Source organism: Acinetobacter sp. WC-743, assembly GCF_000335555.1.
GTDB classification, from domain to species: domain Bacteria; phylum Pseudomonadota; class Gammaproteobacteria; order Pseudomonadales; family Moraxellaceae; genus Acinetobacter; species Acinetobacter bereziniae.
Map to the genome: position 1 here is coordinate 37,293 of NZ_AMFQ01000101.1, position 26,172 is coordinate 63,464.

At 37.8% G+C, this 26,172-nt stretch carries 27 protein-coding genes; 10 read left to right on the forward strand and 17 right to left on the reverse strand.

Annotated elements, in window-relative coordinates; translation table 11 throughout:
* Positions 1-29: 29 nt before the first annotated feature.
* The 3 genes from ACINWC743_RS15475 to yccS all read right to left on the reverse strand — a co-directional run bounded on the left by ACINWC743_RS15475 (position 30) and on the right by yccS (position 3,299).
* Positions 30-317 (reverse strand): DUF3817 domain-containing protein, encoded by a 288-nt coding sequence (locus ACINWC743_RS15475; protein WP_009586175.1) that lies wholly within the window; start codon positions 315-317, stop codon positions 30-32.
* A gap of 247 nt (positions 318-564) precedes the next feature.
* Complete coding sequence (locus ACINWC743_RS15480; protein ID WP_009586115.1) at positions 565-1,119, reverse strand: hypothetical protein; 555 nt, start codon at positions 1,117-1,119, stop codon at positions 565-567.
* A gap of 29 nt (positions 1,120-1,148) precedes the next feature.
* Positions 1,149-3,299, reverse strand: coding sequence for a YccS family putative transporter (yccS, locus tag ACINWC743_RS15485; RefSeq protein WP_009586160.1), 2,151 nt, complete (start codon positions 3,297-3,299; stop codon positions 1,149-1,151).
* Positions 3,300-3,481: 182 nt separating this feature from the next.
* Here yccS and ACINWC743_RS15490 point away from each other — a divergent pair, with 182 nt between their 5' ends.
* Positions 3,482-4,705: a DUF2252 family protein gene (locus tag ACINWC743_RS15490; RefSeq protein WP_009586120.1), complete on the forward strand. Its 1,224-nt coding sequence runs from the start codon at positions 3,482-3,484 to the stop codon at positions 4,703-4,705.
* A gap of 148 nt (positions 4,706-4,853) precedes the next feature.
* Here the strand turns inward: ACINWC743_RS15490 and ACINWC743_RS15495 are convergent, their stop codons facing one another.
* The 4 genes from ACINWC743_RS15495 to ACINWC743_RS15510 form a co-directional block, all read right to left on the reverse strand.
* Positions 4,854-5,822 (reverse strand): omptin family outer membrane protease, encoded by a 969-nt coding sequence (locus ACINWC743_RS15495; protein ID WP_035301275.1) that lies wholly within the window; start codon positions 5,820-5,822, stop codon positions 4,854-4,856.
* 1,013 nt (positions 5,823-6,835) lie between these two features.
* Entirely contained in the window at positions 6,836-7,390 is a 555-nt protein-coding gene (gene sodC, locus ACINWC743_RS15500; protein ID WP_009586124.1) for a superoxide dismutase family protein, read from the reverse strand.
* Between the two features lie 200 nt (positions 7,391-7,590).
* The gene (locus ACINWC743_RS15505) at positions 7,591-8,712 is read right to left on the reverse strand and encodes an AI-2E family transporter (protein WP_009586180.1); all 1,122 of its coding nucleotides are present in this window, start codon (positions 8,710-8,712) and stop codon (positions 7,591-7,593) included.
* A 101-nt stretch (positions 8,713-8,813) separates the two neighbouring features.
* Positions 8,814-9,458, reverse strand: a complete 645-nt coding sequence (locus ACINWC743_RS15510) for a ParA family protein (protein ID WP_004826486.1) — start codon at positions 9,456-9,458, stop codon at positions 8,814-8,816.
* A gap of 128 nt (positions 9,459-9,586) precedes the next feature.
* Between ACINWC743_RS15510 and ACINWC743_RS15515 the strand changes: the two genes are divergently transcribed.
* Positions 9,587-10,054, forward strand: a complete 468-nt coding sequence (locus ACINWC743_RS15515) for a Holliday junction resolvase-like protein (protein ID WP_009586148.1) — start codon at positions 9,587-9,589, stop codon at positions 10,052-10,054.
* On the opposite strand, the gene ACINWC743_RS15520 is transcribed toward ACINWC743_RS15515, so the two are convergent.
* Complete coding sequence (locus tag ACINWC743_RS15520) at positions 10,051-10,674, reverse strand: class I SAM-dependent methyltransferase (RefSeq protein WP_005035492.1); 624 nt, start codon at positions 10,672-10,674, stop codon at positions 10,051-10,053. The genes ACINWC743_RS15515 and ACINWC743_RS15520 overlap by 4 nt on opposite strands.
* Before the next feature lie 178 nt (positions 10,675-10,852).
* Here ACINWC743_RS15520 and ACINWC743_RS15525 point away from each other — a divergent pair, with 178 nt between their 5' ends.
* Both ACINWC743_RS15525 and ACINWC743_RS15530 read left to right on the forward strand, forming a co-directional pair.
* Entirely contained in the window at positions 10,853-11,443 is a 591-nt protein-coding gene (locus tag ACINWC743_RS15525) for a hypothetical protein (protein WP_009586072.1), read from the forward strand.
* Between the two features lie 80 nt (positions 11,444-11,523).
* Positions 11,524-11,928, forward strand: a complete 405-nt coding sequence (locus tag ACINWC743_RS15530; protein ID WP_004826493.1) for a protease inhibitor I42 family protein — start codon at positions 11,524-11,526, stop codon at positions 11,926-11,928.
* A 517-nt stretch (positions 11,929-12,445) separates the two neighbouring features.
* Here the strand turns inward: ACINWC743_RS15530 and ACINWC743_RS15535 are convergent.
* A complete protein-coding gene (locus tag ACINWC743_RS15535; RefSeq protein ID WP_004826494.1) occupies positions 12,446-13,000 on the reverse strand; it encodes a hypothetical protein in 555 nt (184 codons plus the stop codon).
* Between the two features lie 29 nt (positions 13,001-13,029).
* Positions 13,030-13,806 (reverse strand): class I SAM-dependent methyltransferase, encoded by a 777-nt coding sequence (locus tag ACINWC743_RS15540; RefSeq protein WP_009586166.1) that lies wholly within the window; start codon positions 13,804-13,806, stop codon positions 13,030-13,032.
* 116 nt (positions 13,807-13,922) lie between these two features.
* Between ACINWC743_RS15540 and ACINWC743_RS15545 the strand changes: the two genes are divergently transcribed.
* The gene (locus ACINWC743_RS15545; protein ID WP_035301289.1) at positions 13,923-15,185 is read left to right on the forward strand and encodes a hypothetical protein; all 1,263 of its coding nucleotides are present in this window, start codon (positions 13,923-13,925) and stop codon (positions 15,183-15,185) included.
* Positions 15,186-15,366: 181 nt separating this feature from the next.
* Here the strand turns inward: ACINWC743_RS15545 and ACINWC743_RS15550 are convergent, their stop codons facing one another.
* Together ACINWC743_RS15550 and ACINWC743_RS15555 are read right to left on the reverse strand one after the other, a co-directional pair.
* Positions 15,367-15,762, reverse strand: coding sequence for a hypothetical protein (locus tag ACINWC743_RS15550; RefSeq protein ID WP_009586093.1), 396 nt, complete (start codon positions 15,760-15,762; stop codon positions 15,367-15,369).
* A 161-nt stretch (positions 15,763-15,923) separates the two neighbouring features.
* Entirely contained in the window at positions 15,924-17,027 is a 1,104-nt protein-coding gene (locus tag ACINWC743_RS15555; protein ID WP_009586137.1) for a fatty acid desaturase, read from the reverse strand.
* Positions 17,028-17,109: 82 nt separating this feature from the next.
* Between ACINWC743_RS15555 and ACINWC743_RS15560 the strand changes: the two genes are divergently transcribed.
* Together ACINWC743_RS15560 and ACINWC743_RS15565 are read left to right on the forward strand one after the other, a co-directional pair.
* Positions 17,110-17,811: a TetR/AcrR family transcriptional regulator gene (locus ACINWC743_RS15560; RefSeq protein WP_004826499.1), complete on the forward strand. Its 702-nt coding sequence runs from the start codon at positions 17,110-17,112 to the stop codon at positions 17,809-17,811.
* 146 nt (positions 17,812-17,957) lie between these two features.
* On the forward strand, positions 17,958-18,914 hold the full coding sequence (locus ACINWC743_RS15565) for a 2-hydroxyacid dehydrogenase (protein WP_009586184.1): 957 nt from the start codon (positions 17,958-17,960) through the stop codon (positions 18,912-18,914).
* 124 nt (positions 18,915-19,038) lie between these two features.
* Here ACINWC743_RS15565 and ACINWC743_RS15570 read toward each other — a convergent pair whose 3' ends face one another.
* Complete coding sequence (locus ACINWC743_RS15570) at positions 19,039-19,704, reverse strand: hypothetical protein (protein WP_009586110.1); 666 nt, start codon at positions 19,702-19,704, stop codon at positions 19,039-19,041.
* Between the two features lie 211 nt (positions 19,705-19,915).
* Entirely contained in the window at positions 19,916-20,635 is a 720-nt protein-coding gene (locus ACINWC743_RS15575; protein WP_004826503.1) for a hypothetical protein, read from the reverse strand.
* A gap of 310 nt (positions 20,636-20,945) precedes the next feature.
* Between ACINWC743_RS15575 and ACINWC743_RS15580 the strand changes: the two genes are divergently transcribed.
* Positions 20,946-21,335, forward strand: coding sequence for a hypothetical protein (locus ACINWC743_RS15580; RefSeq protein ID WP_035301279.1), 390 nt, complete (start codon positions 20,946-20,948; stop codon positions 21,333-21,335).
* A 47-nt stretch (positions 21,336-21,382) separates the two neighbouring features.
* Here the strand turns inward: ACINWC743_RS15580 and ACINWC743_RS15585 are convergent, their stop codons facing one another.
* Positions 21,383-21,766, reverse strand: coding sequence for a hypothetical protein (locus ACINWC743_RS15585; protein WP_004826509.1), 384 nt, complete (start codon positions 21,764-21,766; stop codon positions 21,383-21,385).
* Positions 21,767-22,022: 256 nt separating this feature from the next.
* On the opposite strand from ACINWC743_RS15585, the gene ACINWC743_RS15590 reads away from it, so the two are divergent.
* Positions 22,023-22,184, forward strand: a complete 162-nt coding sequence (locus ACINWC743_RS15590) for a hypothetical protein (RefSeq protein ID WP_009586095.1) — start codon at positions 22,023-22,025, stop codon at positions 22,182-22,184.
* Entirely contained in the window at positions 22,181-23,026 is an 846-nt protein-coding gene (locus ACINWC743_RS15595) for an IS3 family transposase (protein ID WP_080971996.1), read from the forward strand. Before ACINWC743_RS15590 ends, ACINWC743_RS15595 begins: the two co-directional genes overlap by 4 nt.
* A gap of 63 nt (positions 23,027-23,089) precedes the next feature.
* On the opposite strand, the gene glyS is transcribed toward ACINWC743_RS15595, so the two are convergent.
* Positions 23,090-25,159 carry a glycine--tRNA ligase subunit beta gene (gene glyS / locus ACINWC743_RS15600; protein ID WP_009586080.1) on the reverse strand — a complete coding sequence of 690 codons (2,070 nt, stop codon included), beginning with the start codon at positions 25,157-25,159 and terminating at the stop codon, positions 23,090-23,092.
* Entirely contained in the window at positions 25,159-26,136 is a 978-nt protein-coding gene (gene glyQ / locus ACINWC743_RS15605) for a glycine--tRNA ligase subunit alpha (protein WP_004826512.1), read from the reverse strand. The genes glyS and glyQ overlap by 1 nt, the downstream gene beginning before the upstream one ends.
* Positions 26,137-26,172 lie beyond the last annotated feature (36 nt).

Below are 26,172 nucleotides of genomic sequence, written 5' to 3' on the forward strand. Positions count from 1 at the left end.
GAGTTTTAAAACTGTGTATCCAATGGAGATTAAGAAGATTGCGCTTGCTTTAATTTATGATCAAAGACAAAGGGTCCAAAAGGTAAAATTGAAGCGATTAAGCCTAAAATAAACATTTTGAGTGACCATTTTTGCTTTTGACAAACAATAAATAGAATGGCAAGAAAGGCGATAAAGAGTAAGCCGTGTCCCATACCAACGTATTTCACATAGATTGGGTTATCCCAAATATATTTGAGCGGCATTGCAATAAACAGCAGGAGAAGAAAGGAAATCCCTTCAAGAAAACCAACAAGACGTAAAGTTTTGATATTCATGGTCACTTAGTCAAATGAGAATGAATCTTGAGTCTAACCGAATTGTGTTCAAAAGTTGAATATATTTATCACTCTCATCAGTTCCATTAAGTGATGTTATTCAGTGTAAAAATGACCTCGATCATGTTGTTAAAATATCACAATCGAAAGTCATTATTACACATCAGTTTTTTATGATTTATTGAAAAGTATGCAGAATTGGGATTGCATTAAATCTTTAAGCATTCTCGATTTCGATGTTTGTTGATTACTGTGCGGCTTCAAGTGCAGCTTCTTGTTGCTGTTGTTCAAACTCGGAAATATAAACGCAACCCAGATAAGTTTTATTTTCTCCTTCATTGATAACAGGATTGGATTCAGCAAGGGTCAGTTTTCGAACAGACTTTTCAGCGTCTTTGGTCGCAGGATCAGTTTTTACAATTTTTTCGCCTGAAAAATACGGCATATCTTTAAAAAATCGATTTTGAGAAATTTTAAATTTTTCAGCAAGTTCTTTGGTATTGGCATTTTTAAATACAGCCAACATGCCACCAGCAACCAAACTAATTTCATGGCTTGTTTGACCAAAGACTTTGATGGGTTCTTTACTCACATATGAATAATCTTCCCCTTGTTTGATCCAACCATTCTTTTTTAGATTGTCTTCAAACTCAAAACCTAGACCATAATAATCACTGAGCGTTTTCTTACATTCTAAAAATTGCTCTAAGTTTTGATTAAATTGAGTATCTGCATAACTAGATGTCATGGCACCTAGCGTGAATAAAGCGGCTACTAATTGTAAATGCTGTTTAAGTTTCATTTGAACCCTCTCAAATCATGTCGTCATTTCTATTTAATTTCTAATCCAAGTAAAGTTGTTTTAAGTCTTAACAACTCAGGTAAGGTTTCCAATAATAAACTGATTTGTTTTAAGGCTAATAGTAAACCATCTGATAAATTGTCTTGATCACTTAAACTTTGTATTTCTGCCAATTTCTGGTCAATCGCAGCCTCATTTAAAGGGGCTTGATTGAGTAAAGCCTCATTCAAGGTGTGTTTACACCAAAGCATTAAATCTAAAATTTGTTGATCATGTACCTGTTCACGATGGCTGCCGAGAGCAGATACATAACTGAGTTGACTATGACTATAGACCAAGTACCTAAATGCATGATGAATTAAATCTTGATTGGGATTGGGTTCGGCACTAAGGCTGGAAATCATGGTGGATAATTCAATTTGCGCATTGTGGGCTGCACGACGGGCTTTACGATAATCAATACTGTTTGTGCGTCCTTGTTGATATTGTTCTACCACAGCATCGAAATAATCTAGGGTTGCTTTACTGCTCTTTAGAATATTGTTGGAAATATTTCGGAAATTCCAATCCGGCCAAATAAAGCTGACAGCAAACCATGCGATTAAACAGCCTAAAAGTGTATCTATGATGCGCGGTAAAATGATGGCATAGCCTGCACCTTTAAGATTAAAAATCAACAAGACCATCAGGGTTGCCATTAATGTCGCCATGGCATATTTTTTGGAACGCAAATAGAAAAAATACACCCCAAAAATAATGGTAAGTATCAATTGACCTTCAATACTGGGTACAAAATATAAGATTGGAATTCCTAAAATGACACCTAAAACAGTGCCCAAAGTTCGCATTTTTAAACGGCTTTTCGTGGCAAAGTAGCTGATTTGGCAGACAAATAAGCTGGTCAATAAAATCCAGTAACCATTTTTGGCAAAAGGCAATAAAGACATGGCATAGCCCACAGCGAACACAAAACCAATCCGGACAGCATGACGAAACAGGGCTGACTTTGGGGTTAAATGTTGTTTGATCTTGAGCCAAAGATCTTGTATGCCGTGGATATCGTCATCTAATAAATTTAAATTATCCCGGTGTTGACTGTAGCTTTGTTGATAATTGACCTGTTCAATACTGAGGTTGGTGAACTGGTCTTGAACATTTTTTAAATTTCTTAACACCAAAACTAAGTTTTTTACTTCTAGATTATGTGGATTTTGTTGAATCCAATCATGCATGGAACTTTCTAAATGTGCTAAGACCGTACTATGGTCTGCATCAACTGTAAAAGTATGACGTTTTAAAATAGACTCAGCGAGCTTTTGACAATGCTGTGCTTGTAAACGTACATTTTTTTGAATTCGATAAATTAAATCGGTACGGCTAAAGTTTTGTTGGATCCTTTCATAATGTAGATAATTGGATGTGGCTTGTTCATGGATATCTTGGGCGAGAAAATATAAATTCAGCCAATAAATGGTATTTTTATTGGCGCGTGAGGCTTTCAAACGAGTCAGTAATGATGCTTTGGTGGTATTTAAGCTGTGTACCACAACACTATTTTTTAATGAAAGATCATATAAAAGTTGTTCAACATTGTCTTTATTATCAGGGTCGAACAGTTTGGCTTTTGCCATGAGTAAATCGCAAAGATTATTGAAACTGTTTGATAAATTGTCCTGTACAGCTTGCGTTGGTTTAAGTAGATAAAAAATAATCGAAGTCAGACCATACCATAGCGCTCCCATGACAAAGTAACTCGGCTGTTGATACCACTCAGAATATTCACCTAAGCCAAACATGGTATAAATTGAAAGTAACACAGTACCAAAAGAAATGGTGGCATAGCGTTGCCCCAATGCACCCATTAATATAAAAGCGGCACTGGAAAGGGATAAATAAATTAAGAATAAAAGTTTATAGGGATGTAAAAAATCTAAGATACTGCTGACGCTAAAAAATAGAACACACACCAGTCCAAGATTTCTTAAGCGAATACTGAGACGATCATCAAAGTCAGTCAATGCTGTTGCAATTGCTCCAAGTGTCAAAGGAACAATCAATTGTTGATAGCCAAGAAAATAAAGCCCCAGTGTTGTTCCTGTGAAAACAATCAAAATCTGTAAGCAATAAATGAATGTTGAGTTTGACTTTATATTTTGAAAGATTTGATGAACGCTATTCACAATATCGTTTCGCAGATAGGGAGTCTTTATATTTTACTCATTTAAGATACTTTCAGATGCTTTATTCGCTGTGGAAATGTAAAAATTAATAGGAAAATTCAACATTTTATATACAGATTGCCTATTACGCAGCAGATTAAAAACATCCAGAATAAATCATTGAATGCTTAAAAATATCGACAATGTCAAAAAAACAAAACACCGCAATTACACAACCGCGTTATCGTAATGCTGAGTTAACCGAACGCCGTAATTTAAAAATGGCACGTTCAATCCATGCTTATGTACGGGGCAATACTGCTAAATATTATGATTGGCTCAAACAAGCTGAAATTAGCTCCATTCCTCAAGGTCCTGCAATTTGGATTTGTGGCGATTGCCATACTGGGAACTTAGGTCCTGTTGCCAATGCTGAAGGAAAGATTGACATTGAAATTAGGGACTTGGATCAGACTGTGATTGGTAATCCAGCCAATGATTTGATTCGTTTAGGTTTATCTTTAGCAACAGCAGTACGCAGTTCAGATTTGCCGGGTGTGGTGACTGCACAAATGATTGAAGCGCTGTATGCTGGCTATATTTATGCGCTGGAACGTAGTGGTCGAACAAGTGATCAGTTACAGCGTCCTGCTTTAGTACACAGTGTGATGGAAAAAGCAGTGAAACGATCATGGAAAAGATTAGCAAAAGAACGTCTGGAAGATGTAAAACCACAAATTACCTTGGGTAAACGATTTTGGCCGTTATTAAAAAAAGAGCAGTTGGAAATACACAATGTTTTTGCTCAACCAGATATAGAAGATTTGGTCAAAATGATTGGTCAGCGTGATGCATCAGCACAGCTCAAAGTGATTGATTCGGCATACTGGGTGAAAGGCTGCAGTTCTTTAGGCTTATTGCGCTATATCGTTTTAATGGATTCATCCAATCATATTGTCAGAGATGGTAAAGGCTTGTGTTTAATGGATTTAAAAGAAGCCACCACAGCTTTAGCGCCTCGCTATTCAAATGCGCCGATGCCGAAAGACAATGCAATGCGAATTGTGGAAGGTGCACGACATTTATCACCTTATCTGGGTGAGCGAATGCGAGCAACCAAATTTTTAGAGCGATCGATCTTTATTCGTGAGTTATTACCGCAGGATTTAAAATTAGAAATCGAGGGCATGAATCAAACTGGGGCGAGAGATTTGGCGTTTTATTTGGCTTTTGTGGTAGGACGAGCACATGTTCGGCAAATGGATGATTCAACTCGAAATAGTTGGCTCAAAGAACTGCAACGAAATCAGTCTAAAACCATAGATGCTCCATTTTGGTTATGGCGCAGTATTGTGGAATTAATCAGTGTACATGAAGCGGGTTATTTGGATCACTGCCGCCGTTATGCACTTGCTCATCAAAAATAAAGTAATATGTGGATAACTGCATGGTTATCCACATATTGTAAAGCTGAATTTTCATCTTCATAGGTCTTGGGTGGTAAAATTTTTAAAGCACAACATCAAATTGGCTTTAACCGAATAGATGAAGACTGTTATTCACGATAAAAAGATATTAGAACGTATAAGCAATACCCAAGCTCACGCTTTGAGATTTATTTGAAATGCCACCACCATCTTTGGAGCTTGAGATTTCATTGGTTTGATTTTCCATCATGACCAAATCAGTTGTCACATGTTTATATTGATTCCATGCATATTCAGTAAATAATTTTGTATCTGGTCGAATATTATAGCCTGCGTTTACAATGGCTCCATAATACCTACCATTGCTGGCTTTAGTATCAAATGTAGTATCACGTAAGTAATGATTATCACGATCTGATGCATTGACCCAACGACTATATTTTAGCGTAGTATTCAGTTCAAAATTATTGTATTCAAATTTATTATAGATGCCGATATAAGGCATTTTAAATTTTTGCTTATAGCCAATAAGCTTCTCGTTAGGGTCAAATTCTCCGACATTACTAAGTGCTGATCCTTCAACATAATCCCCATCATCATCTTGTTCAGAATAATAATATGAACCACCCATCGCTGACCATGAGTATCTATTTTGCTGATAACCCAATAAAGTACCTAACTTATAATGTGGTGTATCCAGTAGATTGATATTGACATTGAAATCAAACTCATTCGCAAAGTTGAGTGGTGTACGATCATGATGAGACCAATCCGTCAGTAAATCTCTATCTGTTTCCGACATCCAGTCATAGTTATTCATCACCGATGAGTTTTTAGATAATGTACTCCAGCCTCTCGCATTAAAAGAAAACTTAGGATGGATTTGCCAATTTATTTCAGCATTGATGATATTCGCGCTGTTGGTGTCCCAAGTGAGTTCGGATGCTTTGCTTTGATCATCCATATAAACCAGTTCTTTGGCTTTGGAGTTCAGTAAAAGCCCAGAAGATAAAGATATAGAAAGATCGCTTGGTGTAAATCGACTCGACCCATTATTTTCACTTGCAAACGTGGAGTTTATACACAGCATAAGTATTGGTATTACGATCTTTTTCATTAAAATAAAAGCCTTTTTAAATGAGTTAATTATTTAATTTGCTAAAGTGCGGATTCAATCTATTTGATTTTTACTAGATTGTAAAATTAAAAATATTATTTTAATTGCAGATAGTGTCTTTTTAATTTAATTGTTAAATATATTTATTTTTTAAATATCAGTGAGTTGTTTGATTGATTTTTAAGTTGTATTTATTTTAAAAAAATTCATTTTAAATTCAAATTGGGTTAAAAATTTTTTGGTTGAAGTGTTTGGTATTTTATTTTATCGCATTGGTTTTTCTAAGTGTATGGTTGGATAATACTTTATTAATGAAGTAAAAATGTGTTTTATTTATTATTGTTAAACCGTGATAATATTAACATTTTTATCTATTATTATTTAAATTATCTCATATTAATAAAAACCGTTTAGATTAAATTTTTATATACTTTTTGGGGAAGATCTTGAGTAGAATCTGCTATAGTCAAGCTGTTGAAAAACGCATAGAGTAAAATATAGTTTCACTTAAATAAGAGAATCAATCCGAACGTCACTCTAATCAAAATTTTTTGTTTAACTGCATTTTTGCACTGCCAATAAAGTATTGCTTTTTTGCCTATATCCCTTCGCTCCGCATGGCGACATTCCTATCACCTTATGCTAGACATATTCACGATGATTCAACAGTACAGAATAAAGAAGTCGCCAAGTCTTTCAATAATTTGTATAAAACGATAAAGCGCATTGCATATGGATGATTGAAATCAAATGAGGTGTTTAAACAATCAAGCGCCTTGATTCTATTTCTCCTTTTGATGATGAAGAGAAGAAAATTTTAATTTCAATATGATTGATGATGCATCATTTTTTATGATGTAGATACGAATTAAATGTTTTAAAAGTACAAATTACTGATCAACAGAATGATTTGGATGAGTGTCTTTGTGATACACGCTGATAGAAAAACAAGGAAAGATGTGGATAAGTATATGTTTATCCACATCTCTGGTTTTTATAGAATAACGATTAGATTACTGGATTACACCACAAGCAATACGATCTCCACCGCCACCTAAAGGTTTTGGATGATCAGAATAGTTATCACCACCTGCATGGATCATAATGGCTAAACCTTGTATATCAGCAAGTTTCAATCGTGGGGCAATCAATGTGGTTTTAGCATTCCCATTTGAATCAACATTCAATACAGGTAAATCACCCATATGCCCATCATTTGGTGTACCATGTCCAGTTTGGAGAGGATTGTAATGCCCGCCAGCAGCGAGGGCAGCCCCCATTTTTCCATCCTTTTCAGCAGGCGCGCAAGAGCCTTTTTCATGAATATGAAAACCGTGAAAACCAGAAGGCAGTTGGCTGAGTTGAGTCGAAATATTTAAACCGTTTGGAGAGTCTTGAAAACTAATTGTACCAATCTTGGCACCAATACCTTGCGCTGAAACAGCATGAACATCAATCGTTTTTTGAGGTGTTTTAAGTTTAGTTGTGTGCGGTGTTGTGCTACATGCAGCTGTAAAAAGCGCTACACACATACAAAGTATTGATGTTTTAAAAAAAGTAGATGTCATTATTCGCATCCAATAGCTTTAATCATGATTTAAATACTATTCAAACAAAGCATGTATGGATAAACAATGTGAATTAAATATCTGATTGTATAAGTTTATTTAATAACTGGTAAATTGGCATTGATTATGCTGTGCCTTGTAGGGAATGAAAAAAATCCGCCAAATAAAATATTTGGCGAATCCTGTATCAGGAGAGGGTGTTAATCAGGCTTTTTCAGGTCGTTTTCTTCAATTTCATATGCCATTGTCGCATCAGGCATTAAAATACCAGGCTCCGTGGTTTCATGTAGCCATTCACGCCAAATTGCCAATAATATTGCCAAAATAACAGGACCAATAAAGAGTCCAACCAGCCCAAAACTCGCCAATCCGCCCAGCACACCAAACATAATCAATAAGAATGGAATTTTTGTTGCACCTGAAATGACCAATGGACGAATCACATTATCTGCGGTACTGACAATACAGACACCCCAAGCCATCACGCCGATTGCTTCAACTGTTTGACCTTGGGAAAATAGCCATAACGATACTGCACCATAAGCGACAGGTGGTCCAAATGGGATGAGTGCCATCAGAAAAGTGGCAATCGTTAGTACCATCGGATTTGGTACGCCTGCAACAAAGTAGCTGATGCCTGCAAGAATAGATTGTGCAACCGCAGTTAAACCGACGCCATAGACCACAGCACGTGTGGTTTCAGAGATCGTATCCAAATAATGATGGATACGAGGTCCAATTAACATTTGTAATGCCTTGCTGACTTGTTCCAAAATGGTTTGACCATCTCGATAGAAAAAGAACAACGACATGATGGCAAAGCCCAGTTTGACTAAATTTTTGGTGATCTCATTCAGTACAAACTTCCCATAGTTCAAATGTCCTTGAATCCAAAGACCAATGGTTTGAGAAAGCGATGTCGGATCTGCATTTATTTCACGAACAGTTCGGCTGACTTCCTTTCCGATAATAGGGAGTTCACGAATAAAATCAGGAACAGTTAAATGACCCGATGATAATTGGCGTTGTAGGTCAAAATACAAATTTCGACCTTCATGCTGCAAAATAAAAATCGCAAAGGTGAGTGGAATGCCAACCACTAAAACAACCAGCGTAATCATCACTGAGGCACTTAATGTAGGTCGGTTCGGACCAAACATTCTTAATATGCGCTTATACATTGGCCATGTCATATAGGCGATGATACATGCCCATAATACAGGGACAATAAAATATTTGAGAATATCGTAGCCCAAGAAAATCAGGATAAACAATAACCCAAACAATAAGATACGTTGTAAGTTTGAAGTGAAGTCTTGCACTAACTACTCTAAAAATTGCTGAGTGATTCACTCAATATTAACTGAAAAATCAAATGTGGCAAATTTTAAGCTTGCTTTATCCGACCTGCTTTAGATTGGGTTTAGAACCAATCACTTGGATCATCTATTAAAGCATCAAGCAGTGGTTGCCATTGTTCTTGAATGGTTAAAAAATTCTTTTGGGTCTTATCAAAAATATTTAAGCCCTGCATTGCCAATTGACCATATGCGGTACGTTCTGAAATCCAAGCAACGGGTTGCTGATCAATCTTTTCAAAAAATTGTTGAATATCTTTTGAACTCGCACTGTTGGCTTTCATCCGATTGGCAATCAAGTGTACCGCAACTTTTCCCTTACGAATTTTTTTAATGTCTTGGATATGTTTGAGAAAACGTCGAGTACTGTCGATGTCAAAAAATGAGGGTTGTAGTGGTGTAACCACAGCATGACTTTCACTGATTAACTGTTCAGCGTGTTCACCGGTTAAAGCGCCAGGTGCATCAATGACTAAATAATCGAGATTTTTAGGTGCATCTCCTATTGATTTTTCATGACGCCAATCGAGACTTTGAATTTTCGCTGCTTGTTCAGGGCGCTGTTTTAACCATTGTAGTGCTGACTTTTGCCCATCAGCATCGGCTAATGCAACTTTATAACCTTTTTGTGCCAATGCTGTGGCTAAAGTAATTGCTGTAATTGTTTTTCCACAACCGCCTTTTAAATTTGCAACAAGTATTGTTTTCATCGTATATCAATAATATCTGTCCGCTAGCCCTTGTCTACTTTAGCATTAATTTTAAGCATATAGGTTACACATGACAAAACTTTAGTAGTTGTTTACATTGTGCCAAGGATTTACAGAAAGGAAAGCGCATGTCCATCTGGATGGCGATGTTGATAGGAGCATGTATTGGCATCGTTTTAACGACAATCGTGTTATCGAGTACGCGAAATGGCAAGATTAAAGCAGAGTATGAACAATATATCACTGAGCTTGAACTGGAACATCAACAGGCACTTGCACATGCGCAAAAGCGCAGTGTGAATACCAGTCGTGCTGTTCTAAAAGGAAAGATGGCGGAACAACTCGCGCCAATCATGCCTGAGTTCCAATATTTGCCGAGTGATGCCAAGTTTTTAGGTGATCCTATCGACTATGTGATTTTTGATGGCTATACCGACTTTCGAGATGGTGAAGGCTTGGCTGAAGATATTGAAGTGGTATTGATTGATATCAAGAGTGGTGGCGCACGTTTGACCAAAGGACAACAAGCAATTGCTCAAGCCATCCGTGAAGGGCGGGTACGTTTTGAAACAATCCATATTGATTTTGCCGATTAAATTTTTTGTGCTCTTGCCATAAACATACGTCTTCCCACTTTAGGTAGATCTTCCGCATCGAAATAATATTTTTCAGAAAACTTGAAGCCAGCGTTTAATAACTCAAGTTCAATATTGCGATTTAGATGACATCCATCAGCGAGGACTTTTTGAATTGGGGTCAAAAGGTCTTGTAATTTTTTCAAGGTCGAATTGTCATGATACTGAACATGTTCAATCAGGTGTAAGTTGCCTTCAGGTTTTAATACTCGATGAATTTCTTGGAGTGCTTGCGTTAAGTCGGCAATACTACACATGGTCCATGTACTGACAATATTTTCAACTGAATGATCTGCAAAAGGTAATTTTTCGGCACTGGCTTGGATATGCTGGATATGAAAGGGAGTATCAAAGATTCGCTTTTGTGCAAGACGATATACATCAGGATTTGGCTCAAGTGCATAGAGTTGATCAACTGCTTGATAAAAAGGTAAATTCAAGCCTGTCCCAAAACCAATTTCTAATACTTCGCCACGAATTTTTTTAATCAGTTCTGCGCGACCTTCCATCATGCTGGGTGTTTGCATGACTTGATTAAGCAGGTGAGGAAAAATGCGTTGTTGATAATATTTATAAATCATAATTTGATCATTTTAAGAGTATGATCATGATTCTAACCAATGTGAATTTTGAATATAAGACAAAAATAGGACGAAATTTCTGTATTTTGTTACCGAAACTCGATTTTATTTTAAGTTTATCGGTTAATACTAAGTCTAGATATTTTGTTGGTTGAGTACTGAGTTTGAGGAGCATGTTATGAATAAAAAGTTAGTCTGTGCAGCATTGATGGCACTGAGTGCTTTTCAGGTCAATGCTTTTCAATCTACCGCTGTGCCAAAGGCAAAATTATCCAATCCAGCCTTTAATATCGCCAATGGTTTAGCGCCGATTGATCAAAATCAGAAAGTCTCTGTTCTGGAGCCATTCCGTGGTGAGTTTCGTATTTTAGGGTCAAAAGAATATCATGACGATGCACAGGCAAAATTCTCACCGATTGACTATGCTGTGACACGGGGATTATTTACTGAACCTGAAATTGCCCGTCAAATTTCAATCAATCAATATGACCGATTCCTCAATTGGAAAATGGCTCGCCCTCCTATTCCTGCACAACTGGCAACTCAATTGGTTAGTAATATGCACATCATTCCTGCCAATCCTGAAATTGCCAAAAAAATCAAACAAGTCAAACGTGGAGACTTGGTTCGTTTAACGGGCGATTTGGTTCAGGTGAATGATAAAGATTTGGTTTGGAAGTCGGCTTTAGATTGGAATGGGGTGGGAGATGGTGCTTGTAAACTGATTCGAGTCAATTCGATTCAATGGTTAGAAAAGCAAAATATCTAAATTCAATTGAGCCAAATCCGAGAAGATGCTAAGGTGAGATGTATAATTTTAGGTCAATTGAATAATAAAGAGTGTGATAAATGAAAGGTTTGGCGTGTTTTACTTTGTTGGTTTGCAGTTTGGGTCTGGTTGCTTGTCAAAGTCCAAATCCTAGCGTAGGTAAAACACATGAATACACCCTCAAACAAAAGTGCCCAACGCTCATGGATATGAAAGTGGGAGAGGTGTTGTTGTTCAATGCTCCTGAAAATCCAAGCACGGGTTATCAATGGCAATTATTACAGCCACTTAAAATATTTAAAACTGAAGAAACCTATTTACAAAATGACAGTGAAGAAGGTGCTGTAGGTGTGGGTGGAACCAAAACTTTCCGTTTTACAGCAGAGAAACCGGGACAAGATTATATTGAATTGGTGCATATCAGAGCTTGGGAGTCTTCTAAACAACCAGATCAACAATGGCGTTGCCGCATTCGGGTTTCTTAAGCTCAAATCACGCTAATTGTTATATTAGCTTTTTCTAGACCTTTAAGACTTTTTATTGCAGAGAAGCCTTCCTATACAGGCTTACAATGGAGTAGCGACTTCCATGTCGCTTTACGGTAGAAATCCTATGGGTGTTTTATCAATCTTTGAGAGTGCTCAACTTTAAGAGCATCCAAAAATTGAATGCTCATTTTGATGAACATAATAGGGGCTGTGGACATTTCATAAATGGCTTGCGTTGTAGGTTAAAATTGAGCAGGTATGAGGAGTATACTCCGCAAGGAAATGAAGAGAATAGCGAGACTATTTTTAAATTTCATAACGTAGCCTGAGATAATTTTAACTACAACCCTTCGGGACTAGCGTGTTTTTTGTCGCTTCTTCGTTCCCTTGCGAAACAGTGTTTCTCATCATTTAGAATGACTAAATTTCGTATTTCGCGCCTAGAATCGCCTAAAAAACACACCTAGTCGCAAACATAGACGAATTGTCCACAGACCCTAGTCTGATTAAAGCATTATTTACTTTCAGTGGTTTGCTTCCAGTGATCAAGCTGTTCATCGGCAGTGAACATTTCTCCCATGCCTTTGACTGCATCACTTGGATTTTTAAGCTCACCATCAGCAGATTGCTTTTTCTCATCATAGACTTTGGCTTGGTTTTCCCAATATTGATAACGTAAACCTTGAATATAGCGCCCTTGTTCTGTTTTAAGATCCAAGTCTTTCAACATATTGAGTGCCGATTCAATATTATCTCGCTTGAGTTGGCGATCAATGTCTTCGGTTAGACTGCCATCAGCAGCACGTTTTTTAAGATCAGCTTCTAAAGCATTATTATTTTCAGTAAATTTTTGATCATATTCGTCGAGCAAGGCAATATCGTGTGCATCATTTGGCGTACTCGGAAAGGCTTTAATCGGTTTGGTTTTCAGTTGGTCCATAACTTCTTGAGATGCATCTTTCGGCTCAGATGAATTGTTTTGTTGACCATCTTTAGGGGAACATGCAGCCATGAAAACGATAGATGTGAGTAAACTTGAAAGAAGCAAAGGGCGAAGTATTAAATTCATGATAAACATTCCTCATTAAAGCGTATCAATTAGCGCAGTTTCCTAAAGTTATAAACATAGGTGACATAAGGGAAGTCTATTTCATCTTGAGCTTGTTTGCCCGTATATTCCGATACAATCTGTTCGAATTTGTGTTTCAATTTGAGTTGTTCTTGTTCTGGCATCGCTGCAATAAAGCTGGTTGAGAGCAACCGTTTACTCACCACATTTTCTACCGTACCTGTGTGTAGCTGTGAAAATACTTTAGCGGTTTCAAGTTGGAACAAAAATTGATTTTCAAATACCTGCTTCCATTGCCCGCTGTGATAACGTGGGGTATCTCCTTCAAGGGTTGCGAGCAAATCTGCCAATGCTTTCACCCAGTCTATATTCTCGTCTCGTTGATTCCAAACCAAACCTAAATGACCTTCGGGCTTTAAAACATGGTGGATTTCGTTCAATGTTTCGATATTGGCAAACCAATGAAAGGACTGAGCGCACAAAACAGCATCAATACTTTCAGATTCTAACGGAATTTGATCACTCTTCGCTTGAAGCGTTTGTACATCAGGATGTACTATTTTCAACTGCTCCAGCATTTCAGAAACAGGTTCAATTGCAATGATATTGGGCGTCGCTTGTTTCAGATAAGGTAGAAATTTTCCAGTACCTGCACCCAAGTCAACCACCTTTGAATCTGGGCTGAGTGCTAAATCTTCGATGAGCCATTGAACCACAGCCTGTGGATAATTGGGTCTGGCTTGTTGATAGAGTTCAGCAGCCGTACTGAAACCTTTTTGAGCAGCAGGATGTAAGGAATGTGTCATATTTTGCGCTTTTTTATCTGACTAGACTCTATAAAATATGACACTTGAAGCAATCAATAGGCAAGAGCCGATTGATTTAATTTCAGCCAATGAAAGAGCGGATGCTCGGTGTGCGAATGGATAAACAAATAATTTTTGAAGATGATCATATCAGAGCAATCTATTTAACAGGTGAATCTGACACTTTAGTCCTGTCATTTGGGGACTTGATCACTCGCGCCAAAGGGCTTTCAATTAATGCTGAAAAGTCTTTGATGAAATATAACTATGCTGTTGTCGGTATTATGCCTAAGCAAAAGTCTTGGTTTCCTGCATCAAGTATGGCTGCTCTTTTACAGCATCTGCAACCCATCTTAAGTCAATTCAAGAATATTGTCGGTTATGGTGGATCGATGGGGGGCTATGCAGCGATCAAATATGCCAAAGATTTAAACATGAATCGTGTAGTTGCTATGGTTCCGCAATATTCAATAGATCCTTCAGAAGTTGAAGATAAACGTTATACGGATTTCTATGACGCTGATTTAAACGCAAATATGCGTATTCAGGCACAGGATATTGTTGAAGATTGTGAATACATCATTGTTTATGATCCGTATTTTGAAAATGATAAAGAACATTATTTAAAAATTAAGCCGTTAATTCCTCAACTACATACTCTTCATTTACCCTATACAGGGCATGATGCAATTGCTGTTTTGGCGAACTCTGCCTTATTACATGATTTTATTGAACGCCCCTATGATCAAACTTATTTCTATAAGCAGATTCGTGAGGTCAAGAAGAACAGTAAGTTTTACTATCGCAGTGTGATTGCTCGTTTGTTGGGAACACACAATGAAGCATTGGGTAAAATTCTCAAAGGAACTGATATTCAACTGGACAGTACTTTCTTTGATGCCAGTTTAAAGCAGACCATTACCCGTATTTTATTAACCAATAAACGTGTGGATGAGCAAGATCTGCAAAAGCTGGGGATTCAGGTCAATTTTGCATTTGAGGACAAAACCCAGCTACAAGACAACTTTGGTAATATCTTGGTATTTAATGTCATTACCCAGAAACTGGAAAGCTATGATCAACAGGTGATTGATGTTAATGGTAAATATATTATTCCATTAAATGTTGAAAGCAATGGTCTAGCGCAAGTCGAGATTAAGAAACAGACCTATTTGATTTGCATGAATGATCGTCGTGTGACAAAACTCTTTAAACATGATGAAGCGTTGTCATTGGATATGAATCCAATTGTGATCAAGAAAACCCCTGACTTTTATGTGTTGAGTTATAAAAACTTCTATATGAGCTGTGATATTCAAGGTCAAGTCAGTTTTGACGATGAAAGTTTAAATGAGTTTTGTCATTTTAAGATCGCTTAAGCTCAGGCAATTCATCGTATGATTAAATCGGCTTTGGCTAAAGCCTTTTTTAACAGCATCATTCAATAATATAGCCTTTTTTCTCGCCGTCTCTCAAAAAGAGAAGGCGTGATCAAGAGCAATATGATTGATTACTTATCATGCTTTCGAATGTATGGAAGTGCTTTAAAAGCACCTTCATTTAAATACATTGCTTTAAATAGCGTGTTGGGAACAATGCTTGATATTTCTTAAATTCACTTTGAACTTTTAAGTCATCGAGTTTATAAGTTTCGCTAGAATGTTGATAAACACCTGTTACCGCCATGAGTGAGCCTTCTTGACCTTCTTTGTAATGATAACGAAAGGTTTTTCGTGAGGCATGTAGAAGTTTTTGATCAATAAATTGATAACTAAATAATAGATTTTCCATTTCTAAATAATACCGAGCCTCTATACGACAACCTCGATTCAATTGAATTAATCTAAAATAATTTCCTTCTGAACTTCTAAATTCTGCCTCATCTAAATTTTGAATCGACTGTAAAACGAGATCTTTTGCATGTGCTGAATATGCAGATAAGATAAAATAACTCATCAATAGTATCATTGAGCTGGATTTTGATTGTTTCATTCTAATAGCTTTTTAAATTTCATTTGATTGACTATATCGTCTAAGTGCATGTTTGAATATAAAAAAAAGAGGACCCCATGCCGGAGATCCCCATAAACTGAAATTCAACCTGAAAAACATAAAGTTTAGAATCTACGATTTGCGCGTTTAAAGGTTCCAAAGTCATTAAATCGCACACCATTTTCTTTCATGATTGGATAGCAGTCTTCAGCAATCGCTTGGCGGATATAAAATGGATCACGAACAACAAAGTGATGTATTGCATGAGTACCTGCAAAGTTAAAACAAAATGCCTGCAAAGGTTTCATGCGCCAATCCGTCCAAATCTGACATTGCTGTACAACATTTCCATCCTCAACATCGCCGTAATAATGCATATTGGAACTGGTGAAGTGTAAACTCAAGGTACGGAGAAAGTTAGGCGCAGCAATACTTACCGCATAAAATTTTGTGCTGCGGTCAACAAACTTCCATAAGCTATTTTTAGGTTGTGCGATGCCAAAAGCTTTCATTGCTAATTTGGCAGCACTGATCAATAGAAAGCTATGCCAAAGTGCATAATGAATATGCCCAAATGGTGCATAACTTGCAGATAGCTTTGCCTTTAATTTGAGCTTTTCAGTTTTCGATAAATTCTTCTGCGCATGAATATAGCGGTTGGTGGTTTTCATCATGGTGATGGGGCGTAAATAGACAGCCAACATATTGTCACCTGTCATGATCAAGCGTTTTAAACCCCATTTGTCACCATTGTTAATACCTCGTTCTTCTAAATCTGTTTTTGTACCTGAGGATTTATGGTGATGTAGGTGGACTTCACGACGTATCCACGGATTGACTGTACTTGGACGAAAGGCATACACGGCTGCAAGCATGGCATCATTTATTTTTTTATTCTTACGATAATACATTTGATGAATCAAATCGTGTTCCAGTTCATGCAAAATTGACATCCAAAATGCAGAAAGTGGAATTGCCACATACCAAGCCATTTTCCCGCGAGCGTATTGTGTTATATTGAAAATAATCCCTGTAATAGCAGTGCCCAGAATACTTAAACCGATTTGATCTTGATATTGAACCAGCCAAGGATGGCGTTTTCGTAACTGATTCCCAGCTTCCAAAATCGCTTTACGAATTCGATGACTGCGTTGCTCATCTTCAGGGTCAGCAAAGTTTTTGGCTTTGTTTAGCTTGGATATATGTGCATCGGAAAGGGGTAAATTCATTTCCGTTTTCCTCTATATTTTTGTTTGAGAACAAGGAAGTTTTAAAAACCAACATTTGTTGGATTTTTTGAGAGATTATCTGATGATCAAAATAACGTCAACGTCAGTTTTAAAGAAAATGACCAAAAAAGTGAGTCAACCAAAACAAGAACGCTCACAAAAAAGAATGGAAAAGATGTTGGCGACTACGCAAGAATTGTTGTTATCCATTGGAATTGAAAAGATTTCTATTCCTGAAATTGCCAATGCTTCTGGCGTTCCCCGTACCAGCATTTATCAATTTTTTCCGACGAAATACGATATTCTGCGTCATATTGCACTCGCACACTTAAATGATTTGGTGAAACAACTGGGGAAGGCTGCTGTTCGCGTTTTGACGGATAATCCCAAAGCAAGCATCGAAGTGTACGGACAACTGCTTTCAGAAAGTATGATTCGGACCACGGCTAAATTTTTCAATGAATCAGAAATTGCCAGCTTACTGATTCTCAGTGGTCCTTTTACACGGCAAGCTTATCTTGAGTATCAAATCGAGTTGAAAAAAGTCAGTGATGGCGTACGTAAAGCATTGGAAATGATTCAGGTGGATAATTATGTCCCTCAACAACCCGATACTTTAACCATTTTGATGGAATTGGTTTTTACCTGTATGAAGCATGGTTATTACAATGAAAGTTATATTTCTGAAGCCATTATTCAAGAAGCCTACCGTATGACCAATGCGTATTTATTGGCACTCAAAAATAACACCTTTGGTTTTCCTCAAGTATCAACACAATCTTAAAATTATTGGATTGGAAAGGGTTGTTTCTAAAGCTGAATAATGACGGTTTACATTTCAAAATATTCTAAAGAGCTGTATGAAAATCAGTGAAATTTTCATGTTATAAACAAGATTGTGCAAATGATTGAAACCACAAGGTAAAGGCAATGAAGGCTGTATTTTTAGATTATGAATCTCTAGACAAAAATGATTTGGATTTTAGTCAGTTAAACGCAGCTTTTGATGAACTTGTGCTTTATCCCTCGACCACGACTGAGCAGGTATTAGCACGTGTAGCGCATGCCGATGTGGTCATCAGCAATAAAGTATTGATCAATGCTGAAACAATTGCGCAATCGAAGCATCTAAAGCTCATTTTAATTTCGGCAACAGGAACCAATAATGTCGATTTAGATGCAGCCAAGTCTAAAGGCATCGTGGTGTGCAACTGTCAGGGCTACGGCACATCAGCAGTTGCACAGCATACGCTGACATTGATGTTGGCTTTAGCAACCTCTTTGCTCAAATATGATGGTGCTGTAAAGAATGGGGAATGGAATAAATCTCCAATTTTCTGTTTATTGGATTTTCCTATTGTAGAGTTGTCAGGAAAAACTTTAGGGATCATTGGTTATGGAGAGTTGGGGCAAGCGGTTGCCAAATTAGCTGAAGCTTTTGCGATGAAGGTTGTTGTCGGGGCATTACCAAGCCGTCCACAGCATGAAGAAAGAATTGCTTTTGCTGAGCTACTTCCACAAGTCGATTTTCTTTCTTTACATTGTCCTTTAACTGATGAAACACGTGACTTGATTGATGCACAAGCATTGGACTCGATGAAGAAATCAGCATTCTTAATCAATTGTGCCCGTGGAGGCATTGTGAATGAGCAGGCTTTGGCAGATGCATTAAGACAAGGCAAGATTGCAGGAGCTGCGATAGATGTACTCTCTGTTGAACCTCCGCAACAAGGAAATGTGTTGCTTGCAGAGGACATTCCAAATTTGATCATTACCCCGCACAGTGCTTGGGGAAGTGTTGATGCTCGACAGCGCATCGTAAATCAAATGTTGGAAAATTTTGAGGCATTTCAACAGGGCAAGGTGATCCGTCGGGTGAATCACTGAGGCTTTAGAATGTCGTTATAATGCTATGGACAAACTTACCACTACAACCTCTCGCTTTAAATTACGATTTTCTCCGATTTTAGCTTTAATCAACTAAGCCTTAATGAACTGATTTTAAGATCATTTATCTTGGTACACCTGCATCATCATCTGTTGAAATGCTGGTATTGGTATTTTGATTTGGCTTGGAGTCTGTTGATGATGGACTCGGTGTGTTGGTCTGGTTCTCTATAGGCAAACTTTGTTTTTTGATTTCAAGCTCAGGTTGTTCGGACTGAACATTTTGCGAAGCTTGTGTTTGAAGTGGTGGTTGTGCAGATACCGTCGACTGATCTGAGATGTTTTGATTAGAAATGTTTGGGACAGTGGCTGTAACTGAGGGATTCGCTGAGTTTGCAGTAGTTGATGATTGACTCAAGCTGCCTTGTTCTATTGGCACGTTATAGCTGTTTTTACCCAGCACACGGTCTTTGGTCTGTTCAACCTTTTTGACAGCGGTATCTATGCCTTGTCGTGTATTGTCTCGGGCAATCGTTGCTTGTTCACTGGTATATTTTTTCGTATTTTCAATGGTTTCATCAAATGAAGGTTTGATTTTTTGAATGCCTTTTTCGGTTGCATCTCCTACTTTTTCAGCCGTATTTTGTACTGCTTCACCTGTCTTATGGGCTAGGACTCTAAATATATTGGGGTTATCACCATAAGGTTGTGTGTGAGTGTCTGTTTGAGCATAAAGTGATGATGTTGCACATATTGCAGTGATCATACATAAACTTTTCATCTTCACCATGTTTTCATTCCTTTATGATGATGTCATTAACGCTGTGAATCATATTGAGCAATGGTACTGTTTTATTCAATCACCCGCTTAAACAGTAATAAATCAACGACAGCAAAATATAACAATATATGGTTCGTAATATTACTGAGTATTTGAAAGAAAAGCCCACGGATGTGAGCTTTTCATCTTAATATTGTGGTTTAGAGAACATCAATTGCAATTATTTAGCTGCAACTTTGGCTTCTGTTGATACGCCGACGTTTGCACTACCTACTGGTGTTTTCACATGTGTTTGTGAATTTACTTTAGCACCTGTGTTGGTTGATTTCGGCTTAACCAAGTCTTTGGTTTTTTGCCAAGTTTTACTGGTTGCAGATTTGGTTTTATCTTTCGCTTTTATCGCAGCTTCTTTGGTGTTATGACCTGCTTCTGAACTTAGCTTTTTGGTATTTTCCCAAGCACCTTTGCTGGCTACTTTACCTTTATCGATTCCAGTTTCAACACTTGTACCGACTTTATCAGCAGTATTTTTAGTGCCATCCCAAGCATCTTTAGAGACTTCACGAGTTTTGTCGACACCTTTTTCTACACCAGTACCGACTTTACCTGCTACATTCTTGGTACCATCCCAAGCATCTTTTGACACATCACGGGTCTTATCGACACCTTTTTCGATACCATCACCGACTTTTACGGCAGTATTTTTTGTACCATCCCAAGCATCTTTAGAGACTTCGCGAGTCTTATCGACACCTTTTTCAATACCATTACCAACTTTGTCTGCTGTATTATGGATTCCTTGACCAATATTGCTAAGTAGACCTCCACCATTTGCATTGACTTCAGCAGATGCATTGGCGCTGACATTTGTATTGGCGAAAATAAGAGGAGAGCTAGCTAAAAGGGCTGTAGCGATCACTGTTGTTTTAAGCATTTTCATAATTAGTTTTATCCTATACCTGAATGAGTTCAAGTTTGAGTGTTGCCTATCATAATGTGAAATTTGAGTGAAAATAGTCTTAGAGATAAAATAGCAACAGCTTATCTACACAGTTTTAACAATAATGTAAAAATTGTGAATAAAGATTAAGATCGAGTTTCTATGAAAAAATTTTTATTTTTTATTTTAAAATTCTGATACTTATAAATGAAAACTCACGACTCTAAACGTTGTGTTATTCGCATCGTCATCTTGTCATTGAAACAAAAAACACATAAGCTTTGGAATCAATCTATATCTTATTCCTATAATGAACAATATAAAGATCTTAGTGTTGTTGGGTATATTTTTCAGTTTTAGACCGAGTTTTGCCTGTGCTTGTGGGGAAGAAGTCCCTTTCAGTCATCAAATGATTGGCTGGGTTACAACGGCAATCATATTTCTCATTTATTTGATTCCTAGTTTTTATTTTGTAAAATATTTTAAGAAATATCAGCTATCTATCCTACACCTCGTTTTGCCTCATATATTGATGTTAGGCATGCTTTACGCTTTGTTGAATTCTTTTAAATTGGGTTTAAATCCAATTTATTATTGGTTTGCGGATTACCTTCCGAATAGCTTAATTTTTATTGCGATTGGACTCAGTGGTGTGATTTTTTGGCTCTATCCCGTGATTTATGTTGTTAAAAAGAGCTAAATGGTTGTGTATTTAGCTCTACGGACAGCGTAAGTCAAGTGCTGAGATTAATTACATTTTTCCAGATTTGATACTTTAAAGTTGTTTTTGAGTGAATTGAAGTTTTTTAGCTTTTCAGCATCTTTAGGATCAAAAACTGTCTGCTTCTGTTCAATATCCGCATCGACATTTGAAAATGCTGAAATCAATTGCTCTCCTTTAAAAATCCAATGTTCAGTTGCTTTTCCTGTTTCAAAGTTCCCTGTAAATTCAATCACACAGTTATCTGTTTGGCGAATGAGTCGAGCAAGATTGTGTTTGGTGTTGGGCGCTGCTGAGATATTTTTGTGTTGTTCTAAAACAGTCGGTGCGTTTGGATTGCTGGGTGTTGTTGAGCAGGCGCTGAGGGCGAGTGTCATGAGTATTGCGGGGAATATGATTTTTTTAGTCATTACTGTTGCGCTCAGATTGAAAGGTTGATATTCAGTGTATACAAATCATTGGATAGATTAAGCTTTATTTAGTTTTTGATTGTTAAAGACTATTTTGAAAATTTACATATTTTGTTTTTATTTTATTCATTTAAAAAGCATCATTTCGATGGGAAAAGAGGAAGACACTTTTCTCTTTATTAATTTTGTTTTGTGCTCGAAAAATAAAACCTGCCAAATGCTTGGACTAGAACCAAAGTCTAAAGGAAGAGTACCCATGTCTAAAAATAAACATAAATATATTGTTGATAAACCTGATCATGAAAAAACAACTGCTGAGCTTCAGCGTGAACTACTCTATTTACGTGCTGAGAATGCTTACTTAAAAAAGCTCGATGCCTTGCTGAATCCACCCAAAAAGGACAACAAGCAAGGTTGATTGATCAGATGAGTACTGAGTTTGCTTTGCCATTGCTTTTAGATATTGCTGAGTTATCGAGGAGTAGTTTCTACTATCATAAAGCCAAGCTAAATGCCGTAGATAAATATGCAGAGCTCAAGCAACGAATTTGCCAAATTTATGATCAGCATAAAGGTAGATATGGTTATAGACGAATCACTTTAGCCTTGAAGCAACAAGGTCTTCATTATAACCATAAATTGATTGCTAGGTTGATGAGAGGCTTTGGTTTAATTTCATTGATTCGGCGTAAAAAGTACAATGCCTACAAAGGTACATCCAATAAAATAGTCAAAAATAAACTCAAACGTAACTTTGAAGCGAAGCGACCCAATAAGCGTTGGCTGACAGATATAACCGAATTTAAAGTTGCTGATACGAAGTTATATTTATCTCCGATTTTAGACTGCTATAACAATGAGATTGTGAGCTATACACTTTCAAGACGCCCAGTATTTCAACTTGTTAAAGATATGCTTGATCAAGCCATAAGTCATTTACCAAACTCACGAAAACACAAGCTTATGCTTCATTCAGATCAAGGCTGGCATTATCAAATGAGCCAATTTAGGAGTACGCTTAAAGCGAATAAGATTAAGCAAAGTATGAGTAGAAAAGGGAATTGTTGGGACAATGCTTTGATGGAGAGTTTCTTTAGTACATTAAAATCAGAGACGATTTATCTAGAGAAACCAGAAAGCATTGAAGTCTTAGAGCAACAAATTCATGACTACATCCATTACTATAATCATGAGAGAATACAAATTAAACTAAAAGGATTGAGCCCTGTTCAATTCAGAACTCAATCCAGCGTTAACTAAACTGTCCAAGATTTGGGGTTCAGTCCAAAAAGGCAGGTCTTATTTTTTCAGTTATTTAATTTCTTAATGCTGTAACACTGAAATATCCGCAACGCTTGTAAATAAATCACGTAATTGTGCAAGTAAACGTAAGCGGTTTGCTTTTAACTCTGCATCATCCGCCATGACCATAACACCTTCAAAGAAAGCATCAATTGGTGCGCGCAATGCTGCCAGCTTGGAAAGCGCAGTGGTGTAGTCTTTTGCATCTAAAAGCGGCTGAACAACAGGAAGAATATTTTGAATCTCGCTATAAAGCGTTTTCTCTGCATCTTCTACCAGTTTAGCTTCAATAATCTCACCAGTAGGTGCAGCTTCTTTAGCCAAGATATTTGCAACACGTTTATTTGCAGCAGCAAGAGCAGCAGCTTCTGGCAAATCACGGAAATGATTCACTGCGGTAACACGCTTATCAAAATCTAAAGGTGATTTTGGTGAAAGTGCTTGAACAGCCTGAATCACATCAACGGCAACACCTTGGTCTTCGTATTTAGCACGATAACGACCTTCAAGGAATGCCACAGCATCGGCTAAAGTCTTCGCATGATCTTTCAATACATCGCCATAAGCAGCCAAAGCTAACTTGATGAGTTCTTCAATCGAAACATCAAGATTATTTTCAGTCACTAAACGCAAGATACCAATCGCAGAACGACGTAAAGCAAATGGATCTTTCGAGCCTGTTGGTGCTTGACCAATACCAAAAATACCTGTGAGGGTATCTAAACGGTCAGCAAGCGCAAGCGTTGTACCTGTTTTGGTTTTTGGTAGAACATCGCCTGCAAATTTAGGCAGATATTGCTCGCCTAAAGCTTCAGCAACTTCATCATTCTCGCCTTCAATGCGTGCATAGTAAGTACCTGCAATCCCTTGCAGTTCAGGGAATTCACCGACTAATTCAGACGTTAAGTCACATTTAGCAAGTAGTGCGGCTTTTTCAGCATCCGCAGGGTTTGCACCTGTGATTGCAGATAATGCGACAGCCAATTTAGCAATACGCTCAGACTTATTCCAAAGTGTTCCTAACTGTGCTTGGAACACCATATTGGCTAATTTATCTTTACGTGATGCAAGTGGCTGCTTTTGATCTTGTAAGAAGAAGAATTCAGCATCTGACAAACGTGGACGTACAACTTTTTCATTCCCTTCAATAATTTGAGTTGGATCTTTAGACTCAATATTTGAAACAGTAATGAAATAAGGTTGTAATTTATTGTCAGCGTTGACCAAACAGAAATATTTTTGGTTGTCTTGCATGGTCGTGATCAAAGCTTCTTGAGGAACAGCAAGGAAACGTTCTTCAAAACTTGCACGAAGCGCAACAGGCCATTCCACCAATGCTGTCACTTCATCACGAAGATCTGCCGGTACAATCGCAGTCGCATTCACTTCATCTGCCAAAGCCTTGACTTGTTGATCAATGATCGCTTGGCGCTCAGCAAAGTCAGCAACAACATAAGCCTGACGCAGAACATCTAAGTACGCATCTGGGTTTGCCAATACAATAGCTTCTGGCGCATGAAAACGATGACCATAAGTCACATTGCCGGTTTTGTGATCTTGAATCGATGCATCAATCACAGCATCGTCTTTCAGCAATACTACCCATTTCACAGGGCGGACAAATTCGGTACGGCTTGCAGCAGAACGCATGCGTTTAGCAATTGGCAGGTTATCCAATGCTGTTTGTAAAATTTGTGGAAGTAAAACGTCAAGGCTTTGACCTTTTACATCTTTAAGGAAGCAAACTTTTTCAACTTTACCAGCTTGGAAAGTTGATACTTGATCCGCTGTAATGCCTTGACCACGCATAAAGCCTTCCAAAGCTTTGGTTGGTTTGCCTTCAGCATCATAAGCCGCTTGAACAGCAGGACCATCAAAACGCTTTTGGGTGTCTGCTTGAGCAGCATCCACATTGACGATCTTCAAGGCCAAACGACGTGGTGCAGCATAAGCTTCAATAGCTTCAAATGCCAAACCCGCTTCATTTAGCCCTTTTTCTGTTTCTGCTTTTAAGGCATCACGTAACGTTTTTAAGCTTTTAGGTGGTAACTCTTCACAGCCAAGTTCGAATAAAACAGTATGTTTAGACATTATTTATTCTCCTCAGCTTTTGCTTCTGCTTCAACTTGCGCTTTTAACTGTGCCAATACTTCATCACGTAAATGTGGTTCCGCCATTGGGAATCCTAATTTTGCACGGGCAGCCACATAGCTTTGTGCAATAGAGCGAGCCAAAGTACGGACACGTAAGATATAACGTTGACGCTCAGTGACTGAAATAGCACCACGAGCATCAAGCAAGTTAAAACTGTGTGATGCTTTGATGACTTGTTCATATGCAGGAAGCGGAAGCTCAGCTTCCATTAAACGCGTTGCTTCAGCTTCATAAAAGTCGAACAGCTCAAACATTTTTTCAACGTTGGCATATTCAAAGTTATAGGTCGATTGTTCAACTTCGTTTTGATGGAAAACATCACCATACGTCACTGTACCGAACTGACCTTTGGTCCATACCAAATCGTAAACAGAATCTACGCCTTGTAGGTACATAGCCAAACGTTCAAGTCCATAGGTAATTTCACCAGTCACTGGATAACATTCAACACCACCTACTTGTTGGAAGTAGGTAAATTGAGTGACTTCCATCCCGTTTAACCACACTTCCCAACCTAAGCCCCAAGCACCCAGTGTTGGAGATTCCCAGTTGTCTTCTACAAAACGAATGTCATGGGTTAAAGTATCAATACCGATTGCTTTTAACGAGTCTAAGTAAAGCTGTTGGATATTGTCAGGGTTCGGTTTAAGTACAACTTGGAACTGATAATAGTGCTGTAAACGGTTTGGGTTTTCGCCGTAACGCCCGTCTTTTGGACGACGTGATGGTTGAACATAGGCTGCGTTCCATGTTTCAGGACCAAGCGCGCGTAAGAATGTTGCAGTGTGGAATGTCCCTGCACCCATTTCCATATCGTAAGGCTGTAACACCACACAACCTTGTTCAGCCCAGTAGTTTTGTAAGGCAAGAATTAAGCCTTGGAATGTATCAATATGCGATATGGCGCGACTCATGCAGCATCCACTATAAGTATTAGAAAAAATTGGTTC

Bases quoted from the DNA above. Each gene is read 5' to 3' on its own strand.
- ACINWC743_RS15475 (WP_009586175.1), bottom strand. From the start codon at position 317: ATGAATATCAAAACTTTACGTCTTGTTGGTTTTCTTGAAGGGATTTCC.
- ACINWC743_RS15490 (WP_009586120.1), top strand. From the start codon at position 3,482: ATGTCAAAAAAACAAAACACCGCAATTACACAACCGCGTTATCGTAAT.
- ACINWC743_RS15540 (WP_009586166.1), bottom strand. From the start codon at position 13,806: ATGACACATTCCTTACATCCTGCTGCTCAAAAAGGTTTCAGTACGGCT.
- ACINWC743_RS15575 (WP_004826503.1), bottom strand. From the start codon at position 20,635: ATGAAAATGCTTAAAACAACAGTGATCGCTACAGCCCTTTTAGCTAGC.
- ACINWC743_RS15520 (WP_005035492.1), bottom strand. From the start codon at position 10,674: ATGATTTATAAATATTATCAACAACGCATTTTTCCTCACCTGCTTAAT.
- ACINWC743_RS15590 (WP_009586095.1), top strand. From the start codon at position 22,023: ATGTCTAAAAATAAACATAAATATATTGTTGATAAACCTGATCATGAA.
- ACINWC743_RS15480 (WP_009586115.1), bottom strand. From the start codon at position 1,119: ATGAAACTTAAACAGCATTTACAATTAGTAGCCGCTTTATTCACGCTA.
- ACINWC743_RS15545 (WP_035301289.1), top strand. From the start codon at position 13,923: ATGGATAAACAAATAATTTTTGAAGATGATCATATCAGAGCAATCTAT.
- ACINWC743_RS15580 (WP_035301279.1), top strand. From the start codon at position 20,946: ATGAACAATATAAAGATCTTAGTGTTGTTGGGTATATTTTTCAGTTTT.
- glyQ (WP_004826512.1), bottom strand. From the start codon at position 26,136: ATGAGTCGCGCCATATCGCATATTGATACATTCCAAGGCTTAATTCTT.
- ACINWC743_RS15560 (WP_004826499.1), top strand. From the start codon at position 17,110: ATGATCAAAATAACGTCAACGTCAGTTTTAAAGAAAATGACCAAAAAA.
- ACINWC743_RS15585 (WP_004826509.1), bottom strand. From the start codon at position 21,766: ATGACTAAAAAAATCATATTCCCCGCAATACTCATGACACTCGCCCTC.
- ACINWC743_RS15510 (WP_004826486.1), bottom strand. From the start codon at position 9,458: ATGAAAACAATACTTGTTGCAAATTTAAAAGGCGGTTGTGGAAAAACA.
- ACINWC743_RS15530 (WP_004826493.1), top strand. From the start codon at position 11,524: ATGAAAGGTTTGGCGTGTTTTACTTTGTTGGTTTGCAGTTTGGGTCTG.
- glyS (WP_009586080.1), bottom strand. From the start codon at position 25,159: ATGTCTAAACATACTGTTTTATTCGAACTTGGCTGTGAAGAGTTACCA.
- ACINWC743_RS15535 (WP_004826494.1), bottom strand. From the start codon at position 13,000: ATGAATTTAATACTTCGCCCTTTGCTTCTTTCAAGTTTACTCACATCT.
- ACINWC743_RS15550 (WP_009586093.1), bottom strand. From the start codon at position 15,762: ATGAGTTATTTTATCTTATCTGCATATTCAGCACATGCAAAAGATCTC.
- ACINWC743_RS15515 (WP_009586148.1), top strand. From the start codon at position 9,587: ATGTCCATCTGGATGGCGATGTTGATAGGAGCATGTATTGGCATCGTT.
- sodC (WP_009586124.1), bottom strand. From the start codon at position 7,390: ATGACATCTACTTTTTTTAAAACATCAATACTTTGTATGTGTGTAGCG.
- ACINWC743_RS15570 (WP_009586110.1), bottom strand. From the start codon at position 19,704: ATGGTGAAGATGAAAAGTTTATGTATGATCACTGCAATATGTGCAACA.
- ACINWC743_RS15525 (WP_009586072.1), top strand. From the start codon at position 10,853: ATGAATAAAAAGTTAGTCTGTGCAGCATTGATGGCACTGAGTGCTTTT.
- ACINWC743_RS15555 (WP_009586137.1), bottom strand. From the start codon at position 17,027: ATGAATTTACCCCTTTCCGATGCACATATATCCAAGCTAAACAAAGCC.
- ACINWC743_RS15495 (WP_035301275.1), bottom strand. From the start codon at position 5,822: ATGAAAAAGATCGTAATACCAATACTTATGCTGTGTATAAACTCCACG.
- ACINWC743_RS15565 (WP_009586184.1), top strand. From the start codon at position 17,958: ATGAAGGCTGTATTTTTAGATTATGAATCTCTAGACAAAAATGATTTG.